Here is a 24,539-nt window from a genome sequence, read left to right as displayed (position 1 = left end):
CATGACGTACCTGTCCGCGCCGTCGGTCGGCCCGGCCGGACCATTCCCCTCGCTGCTGGAGGCTCAGACCGTGCCGGAGACTTCCGAAGCCGATCTCGTCCTGTTCAACGGCAGGATCACGACGCTGGACCCTTCGAATCCACAGGCCCAGGCCGTGGCCATCAAGGACGGCAAGGTGCTCCTCGCCGGCACCGATGCCGAGATCATGGCGCTTGCCGGGGCGCGGACGAAGATTGTCGATGTCGACGGGCGGCGCGTGATTCCGGGCCTCATCGACAGCCACACGCACCTGATCCGTGGCGGTCTCAACTACAATCTGGAACTCCGCTGGGACGGCGTGCCGTCGCTGTCCGACGCGATGGCGATGCTGCGACGGCAGGCGCAGGTGACGCCACCGCCGCAATGGGTGCGCGTCATCGGTGGCTTCACCGAGTATCAGTTCGCCGAGAAGCGGTTGCCGACGCTTGATGAGCTGAATGCGGCGGCGCCCGACACGCCCGTGTTCATCATGCATCTGTATGACCGGGCGCTGCTGAACCGCGCGGCCCTGCGCGCGGTCGGCTACACCCGCGACACGCCGGACCCGCCCGGCGGCGAGATCCAGCGCGGCCCGGATGGCGAGCCGACCGGTCTGCTGCTCGCCAGGCCGAATGCCCTGATCCTCTACGCGACGCTGGCGCGCGGGCCAAAGCTCGATCCCGACGCGCAGCGCAATTCCACCCGGCACTTCATGCGGGAGCTCAACCGCCTCGGCATCACGAGCGTCATCGACGCCGGCGGCGGCTTCCAGAGCTATCCCGACGACTACGCGATCATCCGCAGCCTGCACGCGGATGGCGAGCTGACGCTGCGCATCGCCTACAACCTCTTCACGCAGAAGGCCGGCGAGGAGCTGGAGGATTTCTCCCGCTGGGGCCGCATGGTCAGTCCCGGCCAGGGCGACGACAGCTTCCGCCACAACGGAGCCGGCGAGATGCTGGTCTTCTCCGCCGCCGACTTCGAGGACTTCCGCCAGCCGCGGCCCGAGCTGCCGGAAAGCATGGAAGGCCAGCTCGAAGCGGTGGTGCGGAAGCTGGTGGAGAACCGCTGGCCGTGGCGGCTGCACGCCACCTATGACGAGACGATCACCCGCGCGCTGGATGTGTTCGAGAAGATCAACCGCGACCAGCCCATCGGTGATCTCCACTGGATCTTCGACCACGCGGAGACGATCAGCGACCGCAACATCGACCGCAACATCGACCGCGTGGCGGCGCTCGGTGGCGGCATTGCCGTGCAGCACCGCCTGGCCTTCCAGGGCGAGGACTTCGCCGCCCGCTATGGCACCGCCGCGGCCGAGCGTGCGCCGCCGGTCCGGCGCTTGCTGGCGGCCGGTGTGCCTGTCGGCGCTGGGACGGACGCCACGCGCGTCGCCTCCTACAATCCCTGGGTCAGCCTCGCCTGGCTGGTGACCGGCCGGACGGTGGGCGGGCTGCGGATGCATCCGCCCGCCAACCGCCTGGACAGGGAGGAGGCGCTGCGCCTCTGGACGGAAGCGAACGCCTGGTTCTCCACCGAGGTGGGCAAAAAGGGTCGGATCTCTGCCGGGCAGCTCGCGGATCTCGTGGTCCTCTCGGATGATTATTTCCGCGTGCCGGAGGACGAGATCGTGGATCTCGAGGCGGTGCTGACGATCCTCGGCGGCAAGGTGGTCTATGGTGCGGGCGGCTTTGCCCCGCTGGCACCGCCCCCGCCGCCGGTGCTGCCGGACTGGTCGCCCGGTCGGACCTTCGGCGGCTATCAGCGCCGCGGCCAGGGCCTGCCGCGCAGCCTGGTTGCCGAGGGTGTCGGCACCGCGTCGGCCTGCGGCTGCGGCAGCGCCTGTGGCATCCACGGCCACGCCCATGCCTGGGCACGGCTGGAGGCGCCGGTGCGCGACCAGCAGGGGTTCTGGGGCGCATTCGGCTGCAGTTGCTGGGCGGTGTGAGATGCAGAGCCTTCTGGCGCATCCCATCATCGGCTGGCTCGCCTTGGCGGGCCTCTGCGCCGCCTACATCCAGGGCGGGCTGACCAAGCTGCTCGACCTGCCCGGCGCGGTCGCGGAGGCGAGGCATTTCGGCCTGCCGCTGCCACCGCTGGCGGCGGCCCTGACCATCATGCTGGAACTCGGCGCCTCCGCGCTGATCCTCACGGGCCACTGGCGCTGGGCGGCGGCGCTGGCGCTGGCCGCCTTCACCCTGGCGGGGGCCCTCATCGCCAACCGCTTCTGGGAACGGCCGCCCGGCCAGGCGCGCACCGCGACCACCAACGCCTTCTTCGAGCACCTCGGGCTCATGGGCGCCTTCGTCTACGTCGCGCGCGCGGACATCCTGGGAGACGCACCATGAACGCCACCCCCTCCGCGAGTGCCCCCTCCGGAAGTGCCCCCTCCGGAAGTGCATTGGCGCCGCTGCGCCAGAGGGTCTTCGCCGTGCTCTGGACCGCGACGGTCATCGGCAATGTGGGCACCTGGATGCGCGATGTCGGCTCGGGCTGGCTGATGACCTCCCTCGCGCCCTCGCCGGTGATGGTCGCGCTGGTGCAGGCGGCCGGCACGCTGCCGGTCTTCCTGCTGGCCCTGCCGGCGGGTGCGCTCGCGGACCTGCTGGACCGGCGGTGGATGCTGATCTGGGTGCAGGTCTTCCTCTGCGGCGTGTCCCTGACCCTCGCCATCGTCACCGCGCTGGGCGTCATGACGCCCTGGCTGCTGATCGCGCTCGTGCTGGCCGGCGGCGTGGGCGCCGCGCTGGCCGCACCCGCCTGGCAGTCCTCGGTGCCCGAGATGGTGCCGCGGGCCGATCTCAGCGCCGCGGTGGCGCTGAACTCCATGGGGATCAATGCCAGCCGCGCCATCGGCCCCGCGCTCGGCGGGCTCATCCTCGCCACGCTTGGCGTCGCGGCGACCTACCTGGTGGATGCCTTCAGCTACGTCATTGTCATCGCGGCGCTGCTGTGGTGGCGCAGGGCGGCGCCCGTGGCCGAGGGACCGCGAGAGAGCCTGCCGGGGGCCATGCGCGCCGGGCTGCGCTACGCGGCGAACTCGGCCCCCCTGCGGCGGGTGTTGCTGCGGTCGGTCGTGTTCTTCGTCTTCGGCGCCGCGCATTGGGCGCTGCTGCCGCTGGTGGCCCGGCAGGTGCTGGGCGGCGGGCCGACTCTGTATGGCGTGCTGCTGGCGGGCATCGGCGCCGGCGCCGTCGGCGGCGCGCTGGCCCTGCCCTGGCTTCGCCAGCGGCTGGGTGGATCGGAGGGCCTGATGCTGGCGGGCGCGCTGGGCAGCGCCGTGGCGCAGGCGGGGCTGGCCCTCATCACGTCGGAGGTCGCGGCGGTGGCCCTGTGCGTGCTCGCCGGCGTGGCCTGGATCGCGGTGCTCACCACGGTCAACACCACGGCGCAATCCGTGCTGCCGAACTGGGTGCGGGCCCGCGGGCTCGCGATCTACCTTACCGTGTTCTCTGGCGGGATGACGCTCGGCAGCCTCGCCTGGGGCCAGGCCGCGAGCCTGATCGGCGTTCCCGCGGCCTTGCTGACGGCGGCGGCCCTCGGTGCCGCGGCGGCGTTCGCCATGCGGGCGCTGCCATTGCCCTCCGGCGGCGAAAGCCTCGATCCGTCGCGGCACTGGGTCGAGCCCGAAGTCGCGATGCCGCTGGAGCCGGAGCGTGGTCCGATCGTCGTGCAGATCGCCTACCAGGTGGCCCCGGAACGCCAGCCGGCCTTCCATGCCGCAATCGCGCCGCTCGGCGCCACGCGGCGGCGGGATGGCGCACTGGCCTGGGGCGTCTTCGCGGATACCGAGGCACCGGACCGCGTTGTAGAATGGTTCATGCTTGCCAGCTGGGCCGAACACATCCGCCAGCACCATCGCGTCACGGTGGCCGACCAGGCGCTGCAGGCGAAGGTGACGGCGCTGCATGAGGGGCCGGAGCCGCCGCGCGTCACGCACCTGATCGCGTTGTAGGCTCAGGAGAGTGACGAACATGACGAAGGACACCACGATGCAGCTTCACGGAATTCACCACCTCACCGCCGTGTCCGCCGATGCACGCGGCAACCACGACTTCTACACCCGCGTGCTCGGCATGCGGCTGGTGAAGAAGACCGTGAACCAGGACGACACCAGCGCCTACCACCTGTTCTACGCGGATGGCGCGGCCAGCCCCGGCACCGACCTCACCTTCTTCGACTGGCCGGTGGGGCCGGAGCGGCGCGGCACGCACGCCATCGTGCGGACGGCGCTGCGCGTGGCCGGCCAGCCCGCGCTGGACTACTGGGCCGCGCGGTTCGTGGAGGCCAAGGTGCCGCACGGCCCCGTGCGCGAGGTGGACGGGCGGCCCCAGCTCGACTTCGAGGATCCGGAAGGCCAGCGGCTGACGCTGCTCGACGATGGCGGCGCCGGCCCCTTTCACCCCTGGGCCCGCAGCACCGTGCCCGAGGCGCACCAGATCCGCGGCCTCGGCCCGATCACCATCAGCGTGCCCGACCTCGCCCCCTCCGATCGGTTCCTCCTCCATGTCATGGCGATGCGCCAGGTGCGGCGCTACGCGGCGGCCGATGCGCCCGGCGTCTCGGTGCATGTCTATGAGATGGGCGAGGGCGGCCCGGCGGCGGAACTGCATGTGCGGGTCGAGCCGGACCTGCCGCAGGCGGATCCTGGTGCAGGGGGCGTCCATCACGTTGCCTTCCGGGTGCGGGACGATGAGTACGACGGGTGGGTCGAGCGTCTGCAACGGCTGCGCATCCCCTCCAGCGGGCCGGTGGACCGCTTCTACTTCCGCAGCCTCTACACGCGCGAGCCGAACGGCATCCTCTACGAGATCGCCACGGACGGCCCGGGCTTCGCCACCGACGAACCGCTCGAAGCGCTCGGCGAACGCCTGTCCCTCCCGCCGTTCCTGGAGCCGCGGCGTGCCGCGATCGAGCGCGGCCTGAAGCCGCTCTGATGCGCCGCACAGGGGAGACCGACCATGGGTGACGCGACCGCCGGACAGGGGCCGCATGCCGGCCAGCCCATCGCCACGGCGGGCGCGCCGCTGCACCGCGCGAGGGCGGCGGTGGTGATGATCCATGGCCGCGGTGCCGAGGCGGAGGGCATGCTCTCCCTCGCTGAGGTCTTCGCGCAGCCCGACCTCGCCTACCTGGCGCCCCAGGCGGCGGGCCGAAGCTGGTATCCCCTCTCCTTCCTGGCGCCGGTCGAGCGCAATGAACCTTTCCTGTCCTCCGCGCTCGGTGTGCTGGACCGCCTGCTGGAGGATCTTGCGGCGGCGGGCTTCGCGCCCGGGCGGGTGGTCCTGCTCGGCTTCTCGCAGGGCGCCTGCCTCGCGCTGGAATACGCAGCGCGACGAGCGCGGCGCTACGGCGGCCTGATCGGCCTGAGCGGTGGCCTGATCGGGCCGGAGGAGACGCCGCGGGACTATGCCGGCGATCTGGGTGGCACGCCGGTCTTGCTGGGTTGCAGCGACGTCGACCCGCACATCCCACTCGCCCGCGTGCATGAGAGCGCGAGCGTGCTCGGCCGCCTCGGTGGTGTCGTCGCGGAGCGGATCTACCCGGGCATGGGCCACGGCATCAATGACGACGAGGTGAAACACGTCCGCGGCCTGCTGGCAAAGCTCGCGAAGCTGGAAGGGCAGGATGGGCCTGGGACGCGCCCCGGTGGTGCCGATGACCAAGGCTGAGGCGCAGCGACGGATCCGCATGGGCCGCGGCCTAGGACCGCCCTCCAGGGGGTGGATGGAAGGCCATCGGGGCTGCGGCCCCGCTCTCAAGGATAGAATCATGAACCCGGGCGGCGCCGTGCCGACCCTCCGCGAGGAGGATGGCGGGCTCTTGACGCAGGCCGGAGCGATCCTTGACTTCCTGGCCCACAAGCATCCCGAGGCCCGACTGGCCGGCGGTGAGGGCCCGCGCGCCAGGGCGGACGCGCATCGCTGGTCCGCCTTCCTGACCTCGGACGTTCACGCCTCCTTCCGGCCGATCTTCATGCCCGATCGCTCCACGCGCGACGACAGCGATGCGGCACGGCAGGCGGTGGTTGAAGCCGGACATGACCTGGTCAGGAAGCGGTTCGGCATCCTCGACGGCGGGCGTTCGGTCATTGACGCCTACGCCTTTCCGATGATGCGCTGGGCAAGGAAGCTCCTGCCGGGCAGCCTCGAAGCAGTCCCGAACGTGCAGGCGCTGCATGACCGCTTGGCCGCCGATCCGGCGGTGCAGAAGGTTCCGGCGCGCGAGGCGCGCCGCTGACCGCGGAAGGCATGGAACTCATGAAGAGCGGCATTCATCACGTCACCGGGATCACGGACAACGTGCAGGCCAATGTCGATTTCTACGTCGGCTTTCTTGGCCTCAAACTTGTGAAGCGGACCGCAGGCTTTGCGGATGCCAAGCAACTGCACCTGCTTTACGGGGACGGCCTCGGCAGCCCCGGCTCGCTGCTGACCTTTCTCATCTGGGAAGCCGGCGGTCGCGGCCGCACCGGCATCGGGCAGGTATCGGAAGTGGCGCTGGCCATATCGCCGCATTCTCTCGGTGATTGGCTGACGAGGGCGCTCGCCGCCAACGTACCGGTCGAGGGGCCATCTCGGAAATTCGGAGAGCCGGTCCTGCGGCTGAAGGACCCGGACGGGTTGATCGTGAAGCTCATCGGCGTCGATATGCCGACCGCGGCTCCGCTTCCGCACGCGCCCACCCGGCTGCGGGGCGTCACGGTCCTGACGGACAGGGCGGACGAGACCGCGCGGTTCCTGACACGCTTCGGCTACAGAAGCGAACAGCGCTCCGGCCCGACGCAGCGCATGGTGTCCGACACCGATGTGGTGGATGTCAGGGATGTGTCCGGCTTCCTGCCCTCCGCGGCGGGCGCTGGCGTGCCCGACCACGTGGCTTTCCGCGCGCACGACGCCGATGCGGTCCGATCCATGCGTCTGTCGCTCAAGGACAGTGGGCCGATCGAGGTACATGACCGGAAGTACTTCTTGTCGCTCTATGTTCGTGATCCGGCCGGCATTCTCATGGAGTACGCGACCGACGGGCCAGGCCTGACCGTCGACGAAGCGCCCGATGCGCTCGGTGAAACCCTGTTCCTGCCGCCGCACGACGCCGAGCGCGCCGGCGATCTCAAGGCGATGCTTCCACAATTCGCCCTGCCTGGTGCGGAACGGCTCCCCGCCCGTGATCTACCATTCATTCATCGCTTCAACCGGCCAGAGAATCCTGACGGCACCACTCTGGTGCTGCTGCATGGCAGCGGCGGGAGCGAGGCCGACCTCATGCCGATGGCGCGCCGCATCGCGCCGCGCGCCGTCTTGCTGGGCGTGCGCGGCCGGGCGACCGAGGGGGGAACCAATCGCTGGTTCCGCCGTGTCGACGACACCACCTTCGACCAGTCCGATATCCATGGCGAAGCCGCGGCGTTCCGGGCTTTCGTCGACGGCGCCGTAGCCGGTTACGGGCTCGACCCGGACAGGCTTGCTTTCCTCGGCTACTCCAACGGCGCCAATCTGCTGGCGGCTGTCATCCAGCTTTATCCGGGCCTCGTGCGCCGCGCGCTTCTGCTGCGAAGCCTTCAGGTGCTGCAGGGGCCGCCGGCTCCAGATCTCTCTGGAACGACGCTGCTGTTGCTCAACGGGCGCGACGATCCATGGACCCGCGACGGGCCGGCGCTGGCTGAGGTCCTTAGCGCATGTGGTGCGCGTGTCGAAGCCCATGAGCTTCCAGTCGACCATACATTGGCGGCCGCCGACGTCACCGAGGCGGCGCGATGGATTGAGCGGAACCTCTCGGGCGGATGACACGCTTGATCGAGCGATGACGCGGCTTGCAGCCACCCAACAACGCATCCCGCAGGGTGCCGGCCCAACTTCCACTGGAGGTCGAAACCCGGTTTGACGAGTCGGAGAAGAAGTCGACCGGCGAATCGGTCGTGGTCACGCTTCGGCGTGCGTCGGATACGGGGGCCAAAGGAAGGGAAAGATGCTGCTTGCTCGGAGCCTACCCGCCTTCGGTGGCGGCGCTGGAGCGTTGCCACCCAACGCAGGCGAGAGGTCAGGGCACCCGCCGCTTTACCACCCCCCACCGACAGCGTCGCCGCCGCCAGGTCAAACGTCGCCACTGAGTTGTTTCTGGCCATCACCCGCACCGGGTTGTTCGACCACACCGCGGCGTCGAGCTCGATGAACCTCGTAGAAGACACCAGCGACGCCGTTGCCAGGTCGCCCGCGCACGTCCCGTTCACCGTGACATCGAGCAACGCCGTCGCCCCCGGCGCCAGGCTCGGCAGACCCCAAGACACCTCCGCCGCGAACTCCCGCCGTCCTGAGCCGAACAGCGCCCCCGTCAGCAACGGCGTGCCATTCAGCACCGCGGGCGCCGCCTCCGGCAGCCCGTAGAGCCGTAGCGACTGCAGGTCGATCGGCCCATCGAAGCCGATCACGCCCACCTGCGCATAGGCCACGGACGCGCCGACCCGGATGGTCTGCCGGCGATTGAAGTTCGCATCATCCATCGGAGCGCCGGCGTTCCAGCCCTTCGCCGGCCCGGTCCGCTGCATGGTGGTGATGGAGGCCAGCACGTCGCCCGCGATGTCCTCCCTCACATTCTCAGCCCCGTCGAACACCCGCACGAACAATCGCCCGCCCGAGGCGCCGCTCGTCAGCCAATGTGTCAGCGCGAACTCCTTCGCCTGGGAGGTATCGAGCATCCACCCCAGTCCACGATTGGCCGCCAGCATTACGGCGATCGGTCGACGTCAGGTCGGTCAACCCCTTGAAGCAGAAATCCGCCCTGAAGGTCGCGGTGGTGGTCGAGGTGGCGATGATGATCAGCCCCGCTGGTCCTGCTTCCGGTCCAGGAAGCCGCGGAGCGCACCGCCGAGATTATCACGTCCTCCACGCAGAGCTGATCGGCCTGCACCATGGTGCCCCGGCGCGACGCTCTCCTATCGCAGGAGGCCATCTGATCCTAGGCGGTTACTCGATCGCATCGGGGCCGAACACGTCAACGAGAAGTCAGGTCCATCCGACCGTCAGGCGGAGCAAAAGCACCGCTTCAATCAGCGCCAGGGCGGTGCTGAGTCGTCTCGAAAGGCCGTCGGAGAAACTCCGGAGGGCAAGCGCGAGGCCCCGTCAGGGCAATCTGGTAGGCGGGCGGCATTTGCCCGAATGGTGCGATGACAAGAAGGCCAGCCCGACGACGACGGGACCGCGGTGACGTAGGTCATCGCCATTGGGATGCTCGGTGCGCCTCTGCCCGGCGCCATGGCTGTTGGCTTATACTCCAAATGCTCGATGCGTCACCCTGCCGTCATCCTGCCACGCCCTCTCAACCCCAACCGGATCTGCTTCTCGATCTCGATCGTGGCGAAGAAGGCTGCACCCACGGCGACGATCAGCAGGCCATCGGCCAGCGGCACGGGTTCGGTTCCCAGTAGCGCCTGGAGCGGCGGCAGGTAGGTGACGGCGACCTGCGCCACGGTGATGATGATGACCACGGTCCAGACGACCTTCGTTCCCTTCGCGGCGTCCCAGGTCAACGAGGTGCCGTGGATGTTGCGGATGAAGAAGAGGTGGAAGGTCTTGAGCACGACGAGCGTATTCATCGCGATCGTCTGGGACAGCGCGAGCGAATAGCCCCGGTCCTGGGCGTAGTTGAACATGGCCATGATACCGGCGATGAACAGCACAGCGACCAGCACCACGTGCCAGACCAGTTCACCCGATAGGATCGACGCGTCACGGCGGCGCGGCGAACGGGTCATGGTACGGGCCTCGGTCGGCTCGAAGGCGAGGGCCAAGCCCAGCGTGATCGCGGTAATGGTGTTCACCCACAGAATCATCACGGGGCTGAGCGGCAGCAGGAACCCCGCGAGAAGGGCGGTGACGATGACCAAGGATTCGCCCGCATTCGTCGGTAGGATCCAGCTGATCACCTTCTTCAGGTTGTCGTAGACGGTCCGCCCCTCGCGCACCGCGGCGGCGATCGATGCAAAGTTGTCGTCCGCAAGCACGAGGTCAGCCGCCTGCTTCGCGGCCTCCGACCCCTTCAGCCCCATGGCAATGCCGGCATCGGCGCGCTTGAGCGCCGGCGCGTCGTTGACGCCGTCGCCGGTCATCGCGACCGAGAGGCCGTTCGCCTGCAGCGCGGTCACCAGGCGCAGCTTGTGTTCCGGGCTGGTGCGGGCAAAGACGTCGACCGAGACCACTTCGAGAGCAAGCTGTGCGTCGTCCAGCTTGTCGAGATCGGCCCCGGTCAGCACGCGGCGGGTATTCTCCAGCCCGATCTGCGCGGCGATGGCCGCGGCGGTGCCCGCATGGTCGCCGGTGATCATCTTGACCCTGATCCCCGCCGCCCGGCATTCCGCCACGGCTGCGATGGCCTCGGGCCTGGGTGGGTCGATCAGCCCGAGGAGGCCGAGAAGGGTGAGCCCGCCTTCCAGTACGGCAGTCTCGATGCGCTCGCCTGCCCCGTTCCGCTCGGCCAGCGCCAGGACACGCAGGCCCCGCCGCGCCATCGCATCGGCCCGGTCGTGCCAATGCTTGTGGTCGATGCCGCCGCACATCCGCAGGACCCGCTCCGGCGCGCCCTTAACATGGACCAGGCGGCCCGCCGCGCCGTCGGTGAGCACGGCCATGAAGCGGTGACGGCTGTCGAAGGGGATCGCGTCCAGCCGCCGTGCCGCATGATCGCCACCGACCTTGCCGGCGAAGGCCAGCAGAGCCCCCTCCATCGGGTCGCCCTCGACCGTCCAGTGAGCGTCCTTCTGGTGCAGCGCGGCGTCGTTACAGAGCGCCGCCGCAAGGGCCAGGCGCGACAGGTCGCCCGACGGCGCAACGCTGCCCTCGGGCGCGTAGCCCTCGCCATTGATCTCGAATGCGCCGTCGGGCGTCTCGGCGGCGGTAACCACCATCTCGCTGCGCGTCAGCGTCCCGGTCTTGTCGGTGCAGATGACCGAGACCGAGCCGATCGCCTCGATCGCCGGGAGGCGCCGGACGATCGCATGGCGCCGTGCCATCGCCTGCACACCGATGGCGAGGGTGATGGTCATCACCGCGGGCAGGCCCTCGGGAATAGCCGCGACCGCGAGGCCGACGACAGCCATGAACAGATCGCCGAAAGCGTGATGCCCGACGAAGTAGCCGTAGATCAGAAGAAGGCCCGAGACGAGGAGGATCAGGAAGGACAGCCAGCGCGCGAAGTGGTCCATCTGCGCGACGAGCGGCGTCGTCAGTTGCTCGACCTCGGCGAGCAGGCCGCCGATCCGTCCGATCTCGGTCTGGGCTCCGGTCTCAACCACGACGCCCCGCGCCGTGCCCTGCGTGACCAGCGTGCCGGACCACATCATGGACCGCCGGTCGCCTAATGCGGCATCGGCGGGCACCGGGTCGACAGTCTTCTCTACCGGGACCGACTCGCCCGTGAGGATCGCCTCCTGCGCCGCAAGCCCCCGCGCCTCGATCACCCTCAGGTCGGCGGGCACCTTGTCGCCCGCCTCGAGCAGCACGATGTCGCCTGGCACGAGGTCCGCCCCGTCCACGCTCACCCGCCGCCCGTCGCGCAGCACGGCGGCCCTCGGCGCAAGCATCTGCCGGATTGCTGCCATCGCGGCCTCGGCCTTGCCCTCCTGGATGAAGCCGATCGCCGCATTGGCGACCACCACGGCCAGGATCACTCCGGTGTCGACCCAATGCTGCAAGGCGGCTGTCACGGCGGCCGCGCCGAGCAGCACGTAGATCAGCACGTTGTGGAGGTGCGCCAGGAGCCGCAGGACCGGCCCGCGTGCCCGCGTCTCGGGCAGGCGGTTCGGCCCGTGCGCGGCCAGCCGTCGCGCGGCCTCGGCCCCGGTCAGGCCTTCGGGCTGCGCGACGGCGCGTCTCATCACGTCTTCGAAGGCGAGGCTGTGCCACGCGGGATCCTCGCCACGTGGCATGCGCTCTGCTGCTGACTCCGAACCACGTTGCACGGCGCCTGCCCCCAGTATATGGCCGTCCGCCCAATGCTCGGCGAGAAGAGGCCGGGCTGATCGAGCGGACGGATCGTCCGACCGATAGGTCTATTCAGCCAGCAGCGTGGGCAGCGTTGGGCCCCGGTCGAGCAGGTCCATCGTCGCGCTGCCGAACACCAGATTGTGCAGGGGCGCGTGACGGACGGCGCCCATTACCATCATGTCGGCCTGGACCTTCCGCGCGACGTCCAGGATTGCGGCCCCGACGCCGCCGCGGCCCCGCTGGACGGGGCGGAAGGCCGCATGCGCGCCATGGCGCGCCAGCAGATGCGCCAGCTCGACGCCCGACTGACCCTGCCGGAACTCCTTGTCGTCAGTGACACTCACGACGGTGACCGCTTCCGCCCGCTTGATGAACGGGAGCGCACCATGGATCGCGCGAACCGCCGCAGGTGAAGCATCCCAGGCCAGGACGATGCGCGAGGGATGAGATGCAGCGACGTGGCCGGGCGGCACGAGCAGCAGCGGCCGCCCGGACGTGAAGATGCCGCCGGATGCGACGAAGCGCCTCCCGACATCTGCGCCAGGACCAAATGACACGATTCCAACGTCGCTGACGCGCATCTGGTCTGCGAGGACTTCGCCGACCCCGTAGGCGAAGCTGCTGCGGCCGCGCACCTCGAACCGGAGGCCCCGCGACTCCAGGACTTTCCGCACGTGCACGGTCACAGCATCCTCGCGGGCGATAAGATCCTGCTCGGTCAGCGACGTCAGGTTCACGCCCGATGCGTCACGAAACATGCCCGCCGCGAACACAAGGGCTGTCACATGCGCGGCGTGGGCCTCGGCGATCGCCGATGGCATCGCAAGGCACGCGTCCACCGTCTCCAGAGTGCCGGGCTCCACATGTAGCGCAATCGTCGTAATGCCCACGATATCGTCTCCTCCAGATTGACGCGGACCTCCGTATGTCACCCGCATGAGAGGTGGGTTTCCACGCGAAGCGGGCTGGGTTGCCACGACTGACTAGTCTCCGTTCGCGCCAACTCTGACCGTCGCCGCCTTTTTATGCTGCAGGCTGAGATCTACGGGGCAGCCACCGGGCCACCCACGCCCAGATGCACTCAATGATGCTCAACAGGCATTGATACAGGTCAATGCGGGCGCCTAAGTCGATTGGCATTGTGCCGGCACGGAAGGGCAGTCGACCGGAGTGGCGCGATGCTGACGCGACGATTCCTGACCGTGAAAGAGGTTGCGGACCTGGTTCAGGTGTCCGAGGCGAGTGTCCGTCACTGGATCAAGCTGCGACAGCTCAGGGCAATTGATCTCGGACGCGAGTGGCGCGTCATCCCGCGCGACCTGGAGGCCTTCCTGGCCACACACGCGACTTTCCGAACAGCGAGCCTTCCTGCTGACGTTGGCAGCGGACCGCCCCTCCCGCCTGCGAGCGGCAATGAGACACCATCGGGCCTGCAAGATGGCCTGTCATCTCCCTTCGATACGCCGGGCAGTCATTCACCCAATGCGGTCGCTCGTGGGGCGAACCGCACCAAGGTTACGTAACATGCTCGCGCGTGATCTGATGTCGACCGGTTTGCTCACCTTCCTGCCAGATATGGGACTGGAGGCTGCGGCACGCGCCATGGCCGAACGCGGCGTCTCGGGCGCGCCGGTGGTCCGGGATGACGGGCAGCTCGTCGGGATCATCACCGAAGGTGATCTCATCAAGAGGCTTGCGGCTGCTTCTGGGCCGAAGGCGGGATGGTTCGCCAGCCTGTTCCGCGCGCCCGAATCGGAGGCCGCGCGCTTCGCCCGGGTCCATGGCCGCACCGTGAAGGACGCTATGACCCTCGACGTGGCGAGCGTGAACGAGGACGCGACAGCGGAGCACATCGCTCACATCATGGAGACGCGCGGGGTTCGGCGCGTTCCCGTGCTCCGCCACAATGTCATGGTCGGGGTCGTCTCTCGTGCCGACCTGCTGCGCGCCCTCATCATAGGCGAAGGTGGAACCGCCGCTGCCCGATCGGATGTGGAGATCCGGCGTGCGCTTTCCACTTCGCTGCGCGCGCATTCGTGGTTCGACAGCCAGCTCATGTTCTTTGACGTCGCCGACGGTGTCGTGCGCCTGCACGGCTTCTGCGGGTCCGAGGAGATCCGCCGCGCCCTTCGGGTGCTTGCCGAGGGACTGCCCGGCGTCAAGCGCGTGGAGATCGAGTTCTCGGTGCCACCGCCCTTCCTGATCGGAGCGCGCTAGGCGCGCCGCGACGCTACACCTCGGGGGAGCATGACGATTCGCAGGACCATGAAGGCCACCGTCTTTGTCGAACCGGGCAGGATCGAGTTCGGCGAGAGGACCGTCTACTGTCCGGCGTCAGCACCCCTGGGACAGATGAGCGGAGTTGAGGAACGGAGGATTTCTGGCTCATCGTAACCGCCAGGAGAGTGAAGATGAGCCAGAAATCCTCCGTCCCCGCCCCGGCCACGAGAGCCTGCGCAATCTCGCACCAGCCGATGTCTACTTCGGCCGCGGCCAGACCATCCTGCTCGACCGTGAACCCCGCGTGTCCGTCGCCGATGGCGACATAGCCGCCGTAGCGGCCGAATTCCGGCACGCTGCCGTCGTCCAGCATCATCGAGACGCGGTCTTCGTGCAGCCCGTCCGTGTTGAAACCCGGCACTGCGCCGCCGCGTACCTGCCAGGCCGAGCCATCGAAGCGCAGCATGTCGTGGAAGATGCCGGCGTTCGGTGCCAGCCAGCGGTAGCGGAACCACACGTCGGTGCCGTCATGCGCCACCTGGACGGTGAGAGGGACGGTCAGCGCCTGTGGGATGCTGATGTGGCGCGCAGCATCGTCGTGCACGACTCCGCTACCATGCGTCCACCATGACAGGCCGAGCGCGGACCCGAAGACGACCAGACCTGCCAAAAAGGCCAATGCGCCGCATCAGAAGTCCCCCGCCGCAACGGCCGGTGCGCCGTGTTGCAGGTCCTCATGGACCTGGGGGAGCGGCGCGTCCTTGATCTGAAGCAACCGGTCTGGCGCGACCGGCCATCATTCACACGGCGGTGCCGACAAGCGCGCCGATGCCCGCTGTGAGCGCCATGGCGAGCGCGCCCCAGAAGGTCACGCGCGCTGTGGCCCGCAGCACATCGGCACCGCCGGCCTGGGCGCCGACGGCCCCCAGCAAGGCCAGGAAGGCAAGCGAAGCACCGGAGACGATCCAGACCAACAGATGGGTCGGTGCGACGATCACCATCAGCAGGGGCATCGCGGCGCCAACGGCGAAGGTCCCTGCTGACGTCAGCGCAGCCTGGATCGGTCGCGCGGTCGTGATATCGGACATCCCGAGTTCATCCTGCGCATGGGCACCCAGCGCGTCCTTGGCCATCAACTGCTCGGCCACCTGCCGGGCCAAGCCGCGCTCGACGCCCCGGCGGACATAGATGTCGGCCAATTCCTCGTGTTCGAAGACAAGGTTGTCCCGCAGCTCCTGCGCTTCCCGTGCCAGGTCGGCCTGCTCCGTGTCGGATTGGGAGCTGACCGACACGTACTCCCCTGCCGCCATCGACATAGCACCAGCGACCAACCCGGCCACGCCGGCGATCAGGATGTCGCTCTGCGTGGCGGCCGCGGCCGCCACGCCGACGATGAGGCTGGCGGTCGAGACGATGCCGTCATTCGCCCCCAGCACCGCTGCCCGCATCCAGCCAATGCGCGATACGAGGTGACGTTCAGGGTGCAGGTGCAGGCGTGGCATGTGGCTTCAGTCCCTTTCCCGGCCGCCGCGTCCGTCACGGCGATCCCGTCCACCGGGGCGCTCCGGCTCGCCATGTGCGCTGCGGTGGCAGGACACGCAGTTCTGGAAGTCGCGGATCTGCTCCCGCCGATGCTTGGCGGCAATGCTGTCCGGCTGGTGTTCATGGCAGCCGTAGCAAGTGTAGCGGCTGGTATCGTTGTTTACATGGCAGGTCGCGCACGGCGCGTTGTGATCGCCGTCCAGCTGGAAGAAACGCGTGTGGTCGAGGGTGGCGGGCCTCCAGCGCTCGGTGCTGTGGCAGGTCGAGCAAGTGGCGGTCAGCCCGCGATGCAGGTTGTTCGTTGGTGCCGTATGGCAGGAGGCACAACTCGCCTGCGTCACCGGCTGCAGCAGCGCGTGCGAGAAGGTCATCCGGCTGCTTTGGCCGATCCGGGACCCCTGATGATCGCTATGGCAGGCAAGGCAGTTCTGCGCGAACAGATGCTGGTGGAAGGGCGTTCGCGCCGCCGGCCCCGTTCGTGCCAGCGCGACACCGATGGTCGAGCGCACGCCGATATCCACGACGGCGTGGCAGGTGACGCAACGCCCTGCCGACGCCCCAAGCAGCGGCGTGTGACAGGCGAAGCAATCCGTCGCCAGTTGCGCATGCGCCGGCATCAATGGGCCAGGGCTTACCATCAGATGCGGGTAGATGAAGGCGAGTGCTATGATCACGGCCAGGTTGGCCGCGACGATGAGCATGATCCAGGGCCGCTTCATCGCCATCCCCAGAACAGGAAGACACTCAGGATGTGCGCAGTCGCCAAGACGGCGAAGGCGAGCGTGATCGGAAAATGCACGAGCCGCCACTGCTTGATGACGTCAAAGGTCAGACTGTCCCAATAGAGCCGCTGTTCAACGGCTCCTGCGGACAGTCCCTCGCCGCGGAATTGCTGGCGGCTTGCCTCCATCCGGCGGCGCGATCGAGCCAGCAGGTACTTGCCGGTCAACCCGCTGGCGACATTGATGAGCATCGCCCAGACCGCCAGCCAGGCGAGGATGGCGTTGAAATGGATACCGGCATGAACGAGCACGAGCAGCGACCCGGCCCAGGCCATCCATTCATGCCGACGGAGCAGCGACACCGGATCGCCCGTGGTGATCAGCTTGCGCTTGCGCAGCGAGTAGCGGAGCGAGAGCAGGATCAGCGCCGTGCCGGGAATGCCCAAGTACCGGCCGATCCAGACCGCATCGACCAGGTGCAGGACGAGATCGAGCAGCAGCGCCGCGGCGGCGAGTGCCGCCAGGGCCAGCACGAAGGGCAGCACCTCGCGGTTGATCAGGCTGCCGGTCATGCGTCGAGCACCAGCGCGCTAGCCGGCATGCCGACGCAGAGCAGGCAGTGCCCCGGCGCGACGTCATGGTCCGGCTTCACCGCATAGCGGACCGTGCCCGACACAATGGCGGTCTCGCAACTGCCACAACTGCCCGATCGGCAGCCTGACTCCACGGCCACCCCATGCCGTTCGGCGAAGTCTAGCAGGCTTGCATCCTGGCCTGTCCAGGCGAGGGTCCGGCCGGAGCGGCGGAACTGGATATCCACCGCGGGGAGCAAGGGCGGCGCCGCGTCGTCGCAGGCGGCCTGCATCGGCGCCAGCGAGGCCGGGCCGAAGGCTTCGTGATGAATATCCTGGGGAGAAATGCCCCAGGCCAGCAGGGCGGGGATCAGGCTCGCCATCATTGGCGGCGGGCCGCAGATGTAGAAGGCGTGTCGGCCGTGTGGCAGCGTCTGCCGCAGCAGGGCCACATCGACATGCCCCGTGTGTTGATGGTCCTGCCCCAGGACATCACCGGGGCAGGGCTGACTGTAGACGACGTTGAGATGAAGGCGAGAGTGCTCGGCTGCAAGCACTTCAAGCCGTGTCTTGAAGGCATGCTCCCCGCGGTGCCGCAGCCCGTAGTAGAGGTGCAGGACGCGCCCGGGCTGCTGCTCCAGGCACCAGGTCAGCATGCTCATCATGGGCGTGATGCCGACGCCGCCGGCGATGAAGACCGCCGGCAACTCGGCATCACCGTCGATAAAGAAGCGACCCGAAGGGGCCCTTACCCGAAGCAGGTCGCCTTCCTGGACCCGGTCATGCAGATGATTGGAGGCGAGGCCTGGAGGCAGATCCGGCTGATTCGCTGGCGCCGGAATCCGCTTGACCGTGATCCGGTAGGCATCCGGCCGCGGTGCCTCCGACACGGAGTAACATCGCGTGACCAGCCGGCTGGCGGCGTCCGAGGCTTGCGGGATGTCGAGTGCGAGCGTGAGAAATTGGCCTGCCCGGAAGGGCGGCAGCGCCGCCCCATCCACCGGCGCGAGGGTGAAGGAGCATTGCGTCTGCCGCGCGTCTTCGAACTGGCGCCGCAGCACGCGGAAGTCACGCAGGCCTGGCCAGGCAAGGGCCTGGATGCTGGCGCCCGCATTGACCGGAAGTGTTTTCGGCGACGTGCCGCTGCGCTGCCAACGCCACGCAGCGAGGCCGATCCCGATCGTGATCTGCAGAAGCAGCGCGGCGGAAATGTAGAAAAGGAGCTGGGGCGCCGTCACCCGTGTTTGTCGAGCACGGCGTTGCTCTGCACTGACCAGTCGGCCGGCTCGTCGTCCTGGTCTGCTTCGGCCGCCGCCGCTGTGGCCTGCACCTTGCCGGGCTTGTGATGGGCGGGCGCGTAGATGGCGTAGACCTGCATCGGTGTCGGCCCGATGTTGGTGATGTTGTGCCAGGTTCCGGCCGGCACAAGAACGCACCAACCGTCGGACACGTGCTTCTCGAAGGGCATGTCGTCCTTCGCCGGGCCCATCTGGACGCGGCCCTGGCCAGCATCGATCCGCAGGAACTGGTCCGTCTCCGGATGCGCCTCAAGGCCGATATCGCCGCCGACAGGGATCGACATCAGCGTGACCTGCAGATAGCGCCCGCTCCAGGCAACGGAACGGTAAGCGCTATTCTCCTTAGTTGCGCGTTCGATGTCGAAAGAGAGCGGCTCTGGGCCATTATCCTTGATCGTCATTTCGGCGTCCCTGTTGATGATTCTCTCGTCTCACTTTTACCCGGTTTGCGGGTCCCGAGAGCCAATCATGCGCGCAAACCGCGGCCGAAATCCTTGCTTCAGATCAAAGCCAGAAGCTGGGAAATGGACGAAAAATTGCGGACCTTCTTCGGCCAGAGGTTGGGCAGTTTCGTCCGCCACATCCAGGAATTGCTCTCGACCAATCGTTCCATGCGTGATTGCCGCTGATCTTCCTGGGGAGTGCACTTTGGAGTTGATCAGTCTCAAGTCGGGCAGCCCCAACAATCGGCTATTCTTCCGCGACAGTCGGGAGCTTGGCCCATGCACTGCTACAGGATGTACGCAACCGGGCTGGGCGACCACGGCACGCGTGCGGATTGCGGTGCCGCGGACCTGCTGGCCGGGCGGCGCATGCAGGCTATTCGGAGATGACCACCAGGCATCGGCAGCAGATCAAACTCGAACTTTCCATCCTCCTTCCCGACGCTCCAGGCGAAACGGATCCCTGCGTATGGCGCCTCATCAATGATCTGAACGGCCGTGATGGCATTGGGCTAGCCCACGTTCTCCCCGCCTCCGGCGAACACCCAGCCCAGCTATGCATCGACTATGATCCCGCCGTGGCCAGTTTGGCCCAAGTGCGAGCGATCGCCCGCAGGGCCGGCGCCGAACTGACACAGCGGTTCGGTCATGTCCTGTGGGAGGTGGAAGGGCTGCAGCATGAACGCCGCGCCCGTACCGTCACCGACCTTCTGTCTGAACTTCCGGGCGTCATGGAGGCCGATGCCTCCGCTGCCGGGCCGGTGCGGGTCGAGTTTGATCGCACCGCCACGTCCGAGGCCGCCCTGCGAAGCGCGCTCACCGGCATGGGAGTCCGGATCAAGGACGGTGCGCCAAACCGCGAAGTCGAAACAGCCCACGAGCATGGTAGCCCTTTCGGTTCGAACACCGAACTCATCTTTGCCTTGCTTGGCGGGGCGCTGTTGATCGCGGGCTATGCGGCCTCCTGGATTGCCGCGTTGCCCGCCTGGCTCCCTGTCGCGCTCTATGTTGGTGCCTATGGCTTCGGTGGCTATTTCGCGCTGCGCCAGGCCATCGACACCCTGCGTCTCGGCCGCTTCGAGATCGACACGCTGATGCTGGTTGCCGCGGCGGGGGCGGCTGCGCTGGACAAATGGGCTGAGGGCGCGCTGCTGCTGTTCCTCTTCAGTATGGGGCACGCGCTTGAACACTACGCCATGGGGCGCGCCCGGCGGGCGATCGAAGCCCTGGCCCACCTGGCGCCACCCACCGCGGAACGCCGAAGTGACGGTGCGGTGCAGGAAGTACCCGTAGCGGAGCTTGTCATCGGCGACACAATCATCGTCCGCCCGAACACTCGCATTCCGGCCGATGGCTTCGTGGCCCTCGGCGAAAGCAGCGTCGACCAAGCGCCCATCACCGGGGAAAGCGTGCCGGTGGACAAGCGCGCGGTTGACGACGCGGGACGGGCCGCAGGCCGCCCCGAAGGCTTGAAGGCGGAAAACCGCGTCTTCGCCGGCACCATCAACGGCGCCGGCGCGCTGGAAGTACAGGTCACCCGACTGGCGGCGGACAGCTCGCTGGCGCGCCTCGTGCGCATGGTGAACGAGGCCGAGGCGCAGAAATCCCCCACCCAGCGGTTCACCGACAGGTTCGAGCGCATTTTCGTACCAATCGTCCTGGTCTCGGTCGTCGTGTTGCTCTTCGCCTGGGTCGTGATCGACGAAAGCTTCGGCGCGAGCTTCTACCGCGCCATGGCGGTGCTGGTTGCCGCCAGCCCCTGCGCGCTGGCGATCTCGACGCCCAGTGCGGTGCTGTCCGGCATCGCGCGCGCCGCGCGTGGTGGCGTCCTGGTGAAAGGCGGCGGACCGCTGGAGAACCTCGGCAAGCTTGGCGCCATCGCCTTCGATAAGACGGGTACGCTGACCGAGGGCAAGCCTAAGGTGACAGATGTGCTCCCCGCCCCGGGCGTTGACGAGCCTTCCCTGCTCACGGTCGCGGTCGCCGTCGAGGCGCTCAGCGACCACCCCCTCGCCGCGGCCGTCGTCCGCGATGGACGGGCGAGGCTGGGCGCGGAGGTACCGGTGCCGGCGGCCGAGGACCTGCGCAGCATCACCGGCCGCGGCCTCTCGGCCAGGATCGGCGCCGATCCCGTCCATGTCGGCAAGGCCGTGCTTTTCGCGGAGATCGACGGGCCACCGCTGACGGCAGAGATCCAGGCCATGATCGCCGGCCTGGAGCAGCGTGGCCGCACCACGATGGTCGTCCGGCGGGGGGAGCAGTATCTCGGCGCCATCGGCCTGATGGACACGCCGCGGGATGCAGCCACCGGGGTAATCCTGCGCCTGCGCAAGCTCGGCATTTCGCGGATGGTGATGATGTCGGGCGATAATGCCCGGGTCGCCGAGGCGGTGGCGCAGCAGGTCGGGCTGGACGAGGCCTGGGGCGACCTGATGCCGGAGGACAAGGTCGCGGCCATCCAGCGCTTTCGGGCCGAGCAGGATGTGGCGATGGTCGGCGACGGCGTGAACGACGCGCCCGCCATGGCCCATGCGACAGTCGGCATCGCCATGGGGGCGGCCGGGTCAGACGTGGCGCTGGAAACGGCCGACGTCGCGCTGATGGGTGATGACCTCACGCACCTGCCCTTCGTAATCGGCCTGAGCCGGGCCACCAATCGCATCATCCGGCAGAACCTGTGGATCAGCCTGGGCATGGTGGCCGTGCTGGTGCCGGCGACGCTGGCCGGCCTGCAACTCGGCGCGGCGGTGGTGTTCCACGAGGGATCCACCCTGCTGGTCGTGGCGAACGCTCTGCGGCTGCTGGCCTATCGCGATCCGACCGAAACATAGGGGTGCTGAATCGCCATGCATCATCTGTCGCAGTTTGATCCTGTTTTGGTGAACCGGGCATTCCGTTAGGCCGCTGCTTGCAGGAATATGTTGCGAGAACTGTAACCGCGGCCGCACCATTGCATGTCGGTTGAACGTACTTGGGCAGGACGACGACGAAGCGAGCCTGGCCAGCCTAAGCGGGAGTGTGCCGCCATGACGGGTGTGGCCAGAGATGGCGCCGAGAATCTGGGATCGGCGCCCCCGGTTTCAGTCACCGACGGGGAGAGTGCGGGCGTCCGCCAGAACATTGCAGATGCCGGAAACCGCTCGGTTCACGACACGCTTGTTGAAAGCGCGCCGCGCGCGAACGAAGATCGTTGGCTCAGCACCTTCGAGCAGATGCATGAGGGTTTCGCGCTCTGCGAACTTATCTCTGGGACTGATGGCAAGCCGACGGATTTCCGCTTTCTTGAGGTGAATCCGGCCTTCGAACGCCTGAGCGGCATCCCGTCCGCCGTGGCGCTGGGCCGAACCGTCCGCGAGGTGATCCCAGATATCGAGGAGATGTGGATCGAAACCTATGGCCGTGTCGCCGAGAGCGGCGAGCCGGCGCATGTTGAGGGCCCTATCGCCGCCCTCGGGCGGTGGTACGAGGCGCATGCCTACCGTACCGGGCCGCGGCGCTTCGCGACGCAGTTCATCGACATCACGGCGCGTCACGTGGCGGAGGAGGCACGACGCCATGCCGACGCGGAGGCGCACGCCGAGCGGCGCCGGCTTCAGGCCGTGCTTGCCAGCCTGCCGGTCGGGGTGGCGGTGATAGATGCGAATGGCCGGTTGCTGGAGACCAATGCGGAGCTGGCACGGATCTGGGGCGGCGTGGTCGCGACCGACACGATCCCCGACTATGCCGCCTGGCGCGCCCGATGGCCGGCGACCGGCAAGCCCCTTTTGCCCTCCGACTGGGCGGTGGTACGGGCGCTTCGCAAGGGTGAGACGACCATCGGCGAGCCCGTTGACATTGACCGCTTTGACGGGGGCGGCATCCGTCCGACGTTAAACTCCGCGGCGCCGATCCGCGATGCGGCGGGCGTTGTGATGGGCGCGGTCGCGGTCCTGCTCGACGTCTCGGCCGAGCGCGAGGCGGAATCCCGTTACCGCGCCGTGGTGGACACTGCGGCAGACGCGATCATCGTGAGCGATGAGAACGGAACCATCGAGTCGGCCAATCGCGCGGCAGAGCGTATTTTTATGCGGCAAGCCGGCGAGATGGTGGGGCACAACGTGCGCATCCTCCTGCCGGAACCAGACCGCGCCGGCCACGACGACTGCATGGCGCGCTACCTTGGAACAGGTGAGCGGCATATCATCGGAGTTGGACGCGAAGTGGAGGGGCTCTGCGGGGATGGTACACGCATCACGCTCGATCTCTCCATTGCAGAATGGCGGGGCACCAGCCAGCGCCGCCGCTTTACGGCAATCCTCCGCGACGTGTCCGATCGCAAGGCACGCGAGCGCGAGCTGCGCCGCATGGCCATGCAACAGGCGGCGATTCTCGATGCGCTGCCGGCCCATGTGGCGTTGCTGGATCCGGACGGCCGCATCCTGGCGGTAAACGAATCCTGGCGGCGCTTTGGGGCGCGGAACGGCCTGAAGTGCACAGAGGCCTGCGTGGGTCGGAACTACATCGCGGCCTGCGACGCGGCCGCGGCAGCGGGCGAACCGGAAGGCGCCGTGGTGGCGGCGGCGTTGCGCGAGCTGCTCGCCGGGCGGCAGGGACGCTTCGAGCGCGACTACGGCTACACCTGCGAGCCGTCCAGCGGCGGGGAGCGCTGGTTCCGTCTGGTTGCGGTACCGGCTGCTCTCAGCGGTGACGGGGCGGGCGGCGCCGTGGTGATGCACCTCGATATCACCGAGGCGCGGCGCAACGAGGAGGCGCTGCGTCATGCGGAGAGGATGGAGGCCATTGGCGAGCTGACCAGCGGCCTCAGCCATGATTTTGCAAATGTCCTTCAGGCAATGATGTCCGGCTTGCGCATGCTGGAGCGGGGTGCGTCGGACCGCTTGCAGCAGCGCATTGCGGCCGAGACGGCGGAGGCGGGCTCGCGCGCGAGAGGCCTGGTGCACCAGCTTCTCGCCCTCGCCCGCGGCGAATCGCCCGAGCCCGAACGGATCGTGCCAGCGGAGGTTGTGCTCGGTATGGAGGAACTGCTGCGCGCCTCCGTCGGTCATGCCATCGAGCTGCTGCTGGACGTGCCCCATGTCCGCTGGTCGATCATGGTCGAGGCAGGCGGACTGGAGACGGCCCTGCTGAACCTCTCAATCAACGCGCTCGACGCCATGCCTGCCGGTGGGCGCCTGGTGATCAACATGCGCAATGTCTCGCTTGACGAAGGCGACGCTCTGCGCCCGGGCCTGGCGCCCGGGGACTACGTCTCGATCACCGTATGCGATACAGGCACCGGCATGCCGCCTGAAGTACGAACTCGAGTCTTCGATGCCTTCTTCACCACAAAGCCGCGCGGCGCGGGCACTGGGCTCGGCCTTGCGATGGTCAGCCGCCTGATGCGTCGCTCGGGTGGACATGTGCGGCTCGACAGCACGCCGGGCAAGGGGACCGAATTCGAGCTTCTATTCCCGCGCGCTGTTTAGAACAGGCGCGGAAGCGGTTCCCGCCAGACGCTCGAGGCAGCGCTCGGTCGCCGCGCGCTCCAAGCGGAAAATTTGCCCGAGTGAATGGAGTTGCCCCGCAGCATCGGCCGGTGCCATGCGCCGCACCTGGCCTGCTGCATCGGTCTTGGGACGATGGTGCTTTGCTGCAACGCTCGCCCGACGCTGCTGCGGGACGCCGGCCGCCGCACCGCCAACTCGGCTTCTATTGCACCTACGAGATCAATCTCTCCGTCGGCGCAACAGACGACCGGGAACAGTAA

At 68.0% G+C, this 24,539-nt stretch carries 19 protein-coding genes; 11 read left to right on the top strand and 8 right to left on the bottom strand.

The window, feature by feature from the left end; all coding sequences use genetic code 11:
* The first annotated feature begins 1 nt into the window (after window position 1).
* From ACFHPP_RS10580 to ACFHPP_RS10550, 7 genes are all read left to right on the top strand, one after another.
* Window positions 2–1,966 (top strand): amidohydrolase, encoded by a 1,965-nt coding sequence (locus ACFHPP_RS10580; protein ID WP_437163227.1) that lies wholly within the window; start codon window positions 2–4, stop codon window positions 1,964–1,966.
* A 1-nt stretch (window position 1,967) separates the two neighbouring features.
* Complete coding sequence (locus ACFHPP_RS10575; RefSeq protein ID WP_437163226.1) at window positions 1,968–2,366, top strand: DoxX family membrane protein; 399 nt, start codon at window positions 1,968–1,970, stop codon at window positions 2,364–2,366.
* A complete protein-coding gene (locus tag ACFHPP_RS10570) occupies window positions 2,363–3,973 on the top strand; it encodes an MFS transporter (RefSeq protein WP_437163225.1) in 1,611 nt (536 codons plus the stop codon). Before ACFHPP_RS10575 ends, ACFHPP_RS10570 begins: the two co-directional genes overlap by 4 nt.
* A gap of 19 nt (window positions 3,974–3,992) precedes the next feature.
* Entirely contained in the window at window positions 3,993–4,955 is a 963-nt protein-coding gene (locus ACFHPP_RS10565; RefSeq protein ID WP_437163224.1) for a ring-cleaving dioxygenase, read from the top strand.
* A 24-nt stretch (window positions 4,956–4,979) separates the two neighbouring features.
* Window positions 4,980–5,690, top strand: a complete 711-nt coding sequence (locus ACFHPP_RS10560) for an alpha/beta hydrolase (RefSeq protein WP_437163223.1) — start codon at window positions 4,980–4,982, stop codon at window positions 5,688–5,690.
* Between the two features lie 100 nt (window positions 5,691–5,790).
* On the top strand, window positions 5,791–6,258 hold the full coding sequence (locus tag ACFHPP_RS10555) for a glutathione S-transferase family protein (RefSeq protein ID WP_437163222.1): 468 nt from the start codon (window positions 5,791–5,793) through the stop codon (window positions 6,256–6,258).
* A gap of 11 nt (window positions 6,259–6,269) precedes the next feature.
* Complete coding sequence (locus ACFHPP_RS10550) at window positions 6,270–7,805, top strand: VOC family protein (protein WP_437163221.1); 1,536 nt, start codon at window positions 6,270–6,272, stop codon at window positions 7,803–7,805.
* A gap of 1,499 nt (window positions 7,806–9,304) precedes the next feature.
* On the opposite strand, the gene ACFHPP_RS10545 is transcribed toward ACFHPP_RS10550, so the two are convergent.
* Complete coding sequence (locus ACFHPP_RS10545; RefSeq protein ID WP_437163220.1) at window positions 9,305–11,938, bottom strand: HAD-IC family P-type ATPase; 2,634 nt, start codon at window positions 11,936–11,938, stop codon at window positions 9,305–9,307.
* A gap of 123 nt (window positions 11,939–12,061) precedes the next feature.
* A complete protein-coding gene (locus ACFHPP_RS10540) occupies window positions 12,062–12,886 on the bottom strand; it encodes a universal stress protein (RefSeq protein ID WP_437163219.1) in 825 nt (274 codons plus the stop codon).
* A 288-nt stretch (window positions 12,887–13,174) separates the two neighbouring features.
* Between ACFHPP_RS10540 and ACFHPP_RS10535 the strand changes: the two genes are divergently transcribed.
* Both ACFHPP_RS10535 and ACFHPP_RS10530 read left to right on the top strand, forming a co-directional pair.
* Window positions 13,175–13,519 (top strand): helix-turn-helix domain-containing protein, encoded by a 345-nt coding sequence (locus ACFHPP_RS10535; RefSeq protein ID WP_437163218.1) that lies wholly within the window; start codon window positions 13,175–13,177, stop codon window positions 13,517–13,519.
* Between the two features lies 1 nt (window position 13,520).
* The gene (locus ACFHPP_RS10530) at window positions 13,521–14,213 is read left to right on the top strand and encodes a CBS domain-containing protein (RefSeq protein WP_437163217.1); all 693 of its coding nucleotides are present in this window, start codon (window positions 13,521–13,523) and stop codon (window positions 14,211–14,213) included.
* A gap of 13 nt (window positions 14,214–14,226) precedes the next feature.
* On the opposite strand, the gene ACFHPP_RS10525 is transcribed toward ACFHPP_RS10530, so the two are convergent.
* From ACFHPP_RS10525 to ACFHPP_RS10500, 6 genes are all read right to left on the bottom strand, one after another.
* The gene (locus tag ACFHPP_RS10525; RefSeq protein ID WP_437163216.1) at window positions 14,227–14,895 is read right to left on the bottom strand and encodes an ethylbenzene dehydrogenase-related protein; all 669 of its coding nucleotides are present in this window, start codon (window positions 14,893–14,895) and stop codon (window positions 14,227–14,229) included.
* 121 nt (window positions 14,896–15,016) lie between these two features.
* Window positions 15,017–15,718, bottom strand: coding sequence for a VIT1/CCC1 transporter family protein (locus ACFHPP_RS10520; protein ID WP_437163215.1), 702 nt, complete (start codon window positions 15,716–15,718; stop codon window positions 15,017–15,019).
* 6 nt (window positions 15,719–15,724) lie between these two features.
* Window positions 15,725–16,477 carry a hypothetical protein gene (locus ACFHPP_RS10515; RefSeq protein WP_437163214.1) on the bottom strand — a complete coding sequence of 251 codons (753 nt, stop codon included), beginning with the start codon at window positions 16,475–16,477 and terminating at the stop codon, window positions 15,725–15,727.
* A complete protein-coding gene (locus ACFHPP_RS10510; RefSeq protein WP_437163213.1) occupies window positions 16,474–17,052 on the bottom strand; it encodes a hypothetical protein in 579 nt (192 codons plus the stop codon). The genes ACFHPP_RS10515 and ACFHPP_RS10510 overlap by 4 nt, the downstream gene beginning before the upstream one ends.
* Window positions 17,049–18,290 carry a 2Fe-2S iron-sulfur cluster-binding protein gene (locus ACFHPP_RS10505; RefSeq protein WP_437163212.1) on the bottom strand — a complete coding sequence of 414 codons (1,242 nt, stop codon included), beginning with the start codon at window positions 18,288–18,290 and terminating at the stop codon, window positions 17,049–17,051. Before ACFHPP_RS10505 ends, ACFHPP_RS10510 begins: the two co-directional genes overlap by 4 nt.
* A complete protein-coding gene (locus ACFHPP_RS10500) occupies window positions 18,287–18,751 on the bottom strand; it encodes a cupin domain-containing protein (RefSeq protein WP_437163211.1) in 465 nt (154 codons plus the stop codon). The genes ACFHPP_RS10505 and ACFHPP_RS10500 overlap by 4 nt, the downstream gene beginning before the upstream one ends.
* Window positions 18,752–19,179: 428 nt before the next feature.
* On the opposite strand from ACFHPP_RS10500, the gene ACFHPP_RS10495 reads away from it, so the two are divergent.
* Window positions 19,180–21,624: a heavy metal translocating P-type ATPase gene (locus ACFHPP_RS10495; protein ID WP_437163210.1), complete on the top strand. Its 2,445-nt coding sequence runs from the start codon at window positions 19,180–19,182 to the stop codon at window positions 21,622–21,624.
* A 195-nt stretch (window positions 21,625–21,819) separates the two neighbouring features.
* Window positions 21,820–24,258 carry a PAS domain S-box protein gene (locus ACFHPP_RS10490; RefSeq protein WP_437163209.1) on the top strand — a complete coding sequence of 813 codons (2,439 nt, stop codon included), beginning with the start codon at window positions 21,820–21,822 and terminating at the stop codon, window positions 24,256–24,258.
* Window positions 24,259–24,539: the final 281 nt, after the last annotated feature.

The sequence above is a fragment of the Falsiroseomonas sp. E2-1-a20 genome, from assembly GCF_051433195.1.
Taxonomy (GTDB): domain Bacteria; phylum Pseudomonadota; class Alphaproteobacteria; order Acetobacterales; family Acetobacteraceae; genus Falsiroseomonas.
This window is presented reverse-complemented; position numbering and strand designations above follow the sequence as displayed.

Coding starts and splice junctions, on each gene's coding strand:
- ACFHPP_RS10580 (WP_437163227.1), top strand. CDS start 2: ATGACGTACCTGTCCGCGCCGTCGGTCGGCCCGGCCGGACCATTCCCC.
- ACFHPP_RS10575 (WP_437163226.1), top strand. CDS start 1,968: ATGCAGAGCCTTCTGGCGCATCCCATCATCGGCTGGCTCGCCTTGGCG.
- ACFHPP_RS10570 (WP_437163225.1), top strand. CDS start 2,363: ATGAACGCCACCCCCTCCGCGAGTGCCCCCTCCGGAAGTGCCCCCTCC.
- ACFHPP_RS10565 (WP_437163224.1), top strand. CDS start 3,993: ATGACGAAGGACACCACGATGCAGCTTCACGGAATTCACCACCTCACC.
- ACFHPP_RS10560 (WP_437163223.1), top strand. CDS start 4,980: ATGGGTGACGCGACCGCCGGACAGGGGCCGCATGCCGGCCAGCCCATC.
- ACFHPP_RS10555 (WP_437163222.1), top strand. CDS start 5,791: ATGAACCCGGGCGGCGCCGTGCCGACCCTCCGCGAGGAGGATGGCGGG.
- ACFHPP_RS10550 (WP_437163221.1), top strand. CDS start 6,270: ATGGAACTCATGAAGAGCGGCATTCATCACGTCACCGGGATCACGGAC.
- ACFHPP_RS10545 (WP_437163220.1), bottom strand. CDS start 11,938: ATGCCACGTGGCGAGGATCCCGCGTGGCACAGCCTCGCCTTCGAAGAC.
- ACFHPP_RS10535 (WP_437163218.1), top strand. CDS start 13,175: ATGCTGACGCGACGATTCCTGACCGTGAAAGAGGTTGCGGACCTGGTT.
- ACFHPP_RS10530 (WP_437163217.1), top strand. CDS start 13,521: ATGCTCGCGCGTGATCTGATGTCGACCGGTTTGCTCACCTTCCTGCCA.
- ACFHPP_RS10520 (WP_437163215.1), bottom strand. CDS start 15,718: ATGCCACGCCTGCACCTGCACCCTGAACGTCACCTCGTATCGCGCATT.
- ACFHPP_RS10515 (WP_437163214.1), bottom strand. CDS start 16,477: ATGAAGCGGCCCTGGATCATGCTCATCGTCGCGGCCAACCTGGCCGTG.
- ACFHPP_RS10510 (WP_437163213.1), bottom strand. CDS start 17,052: ATGACCGGCAGCCTGATCAACCGCGAGGTGCTGCCCTTCGTGCTGGCC.
- ACFHPP_RS10500 (WP_437163211.1), bottom strand. CDS start 18,751: ATGACGATCAAGGATAATGGCCCAGAGCCGCTCTCTTTCGACATCGAA.
- ACFHPP_RS10495 (WP_437163210.1), top strand. CDS start 19,180: ATGACCACCAGGCATCGGCAGCAGATCAAACTCGAACTTTCCATCCTC.
- ACFHPP_RS10490 (WP_437163209.1), top strand. CDS start 21,820: ATGACGGGTGTGGCCAGAGATGGCGCCGAGAATCTGGGATCGGCGCCC.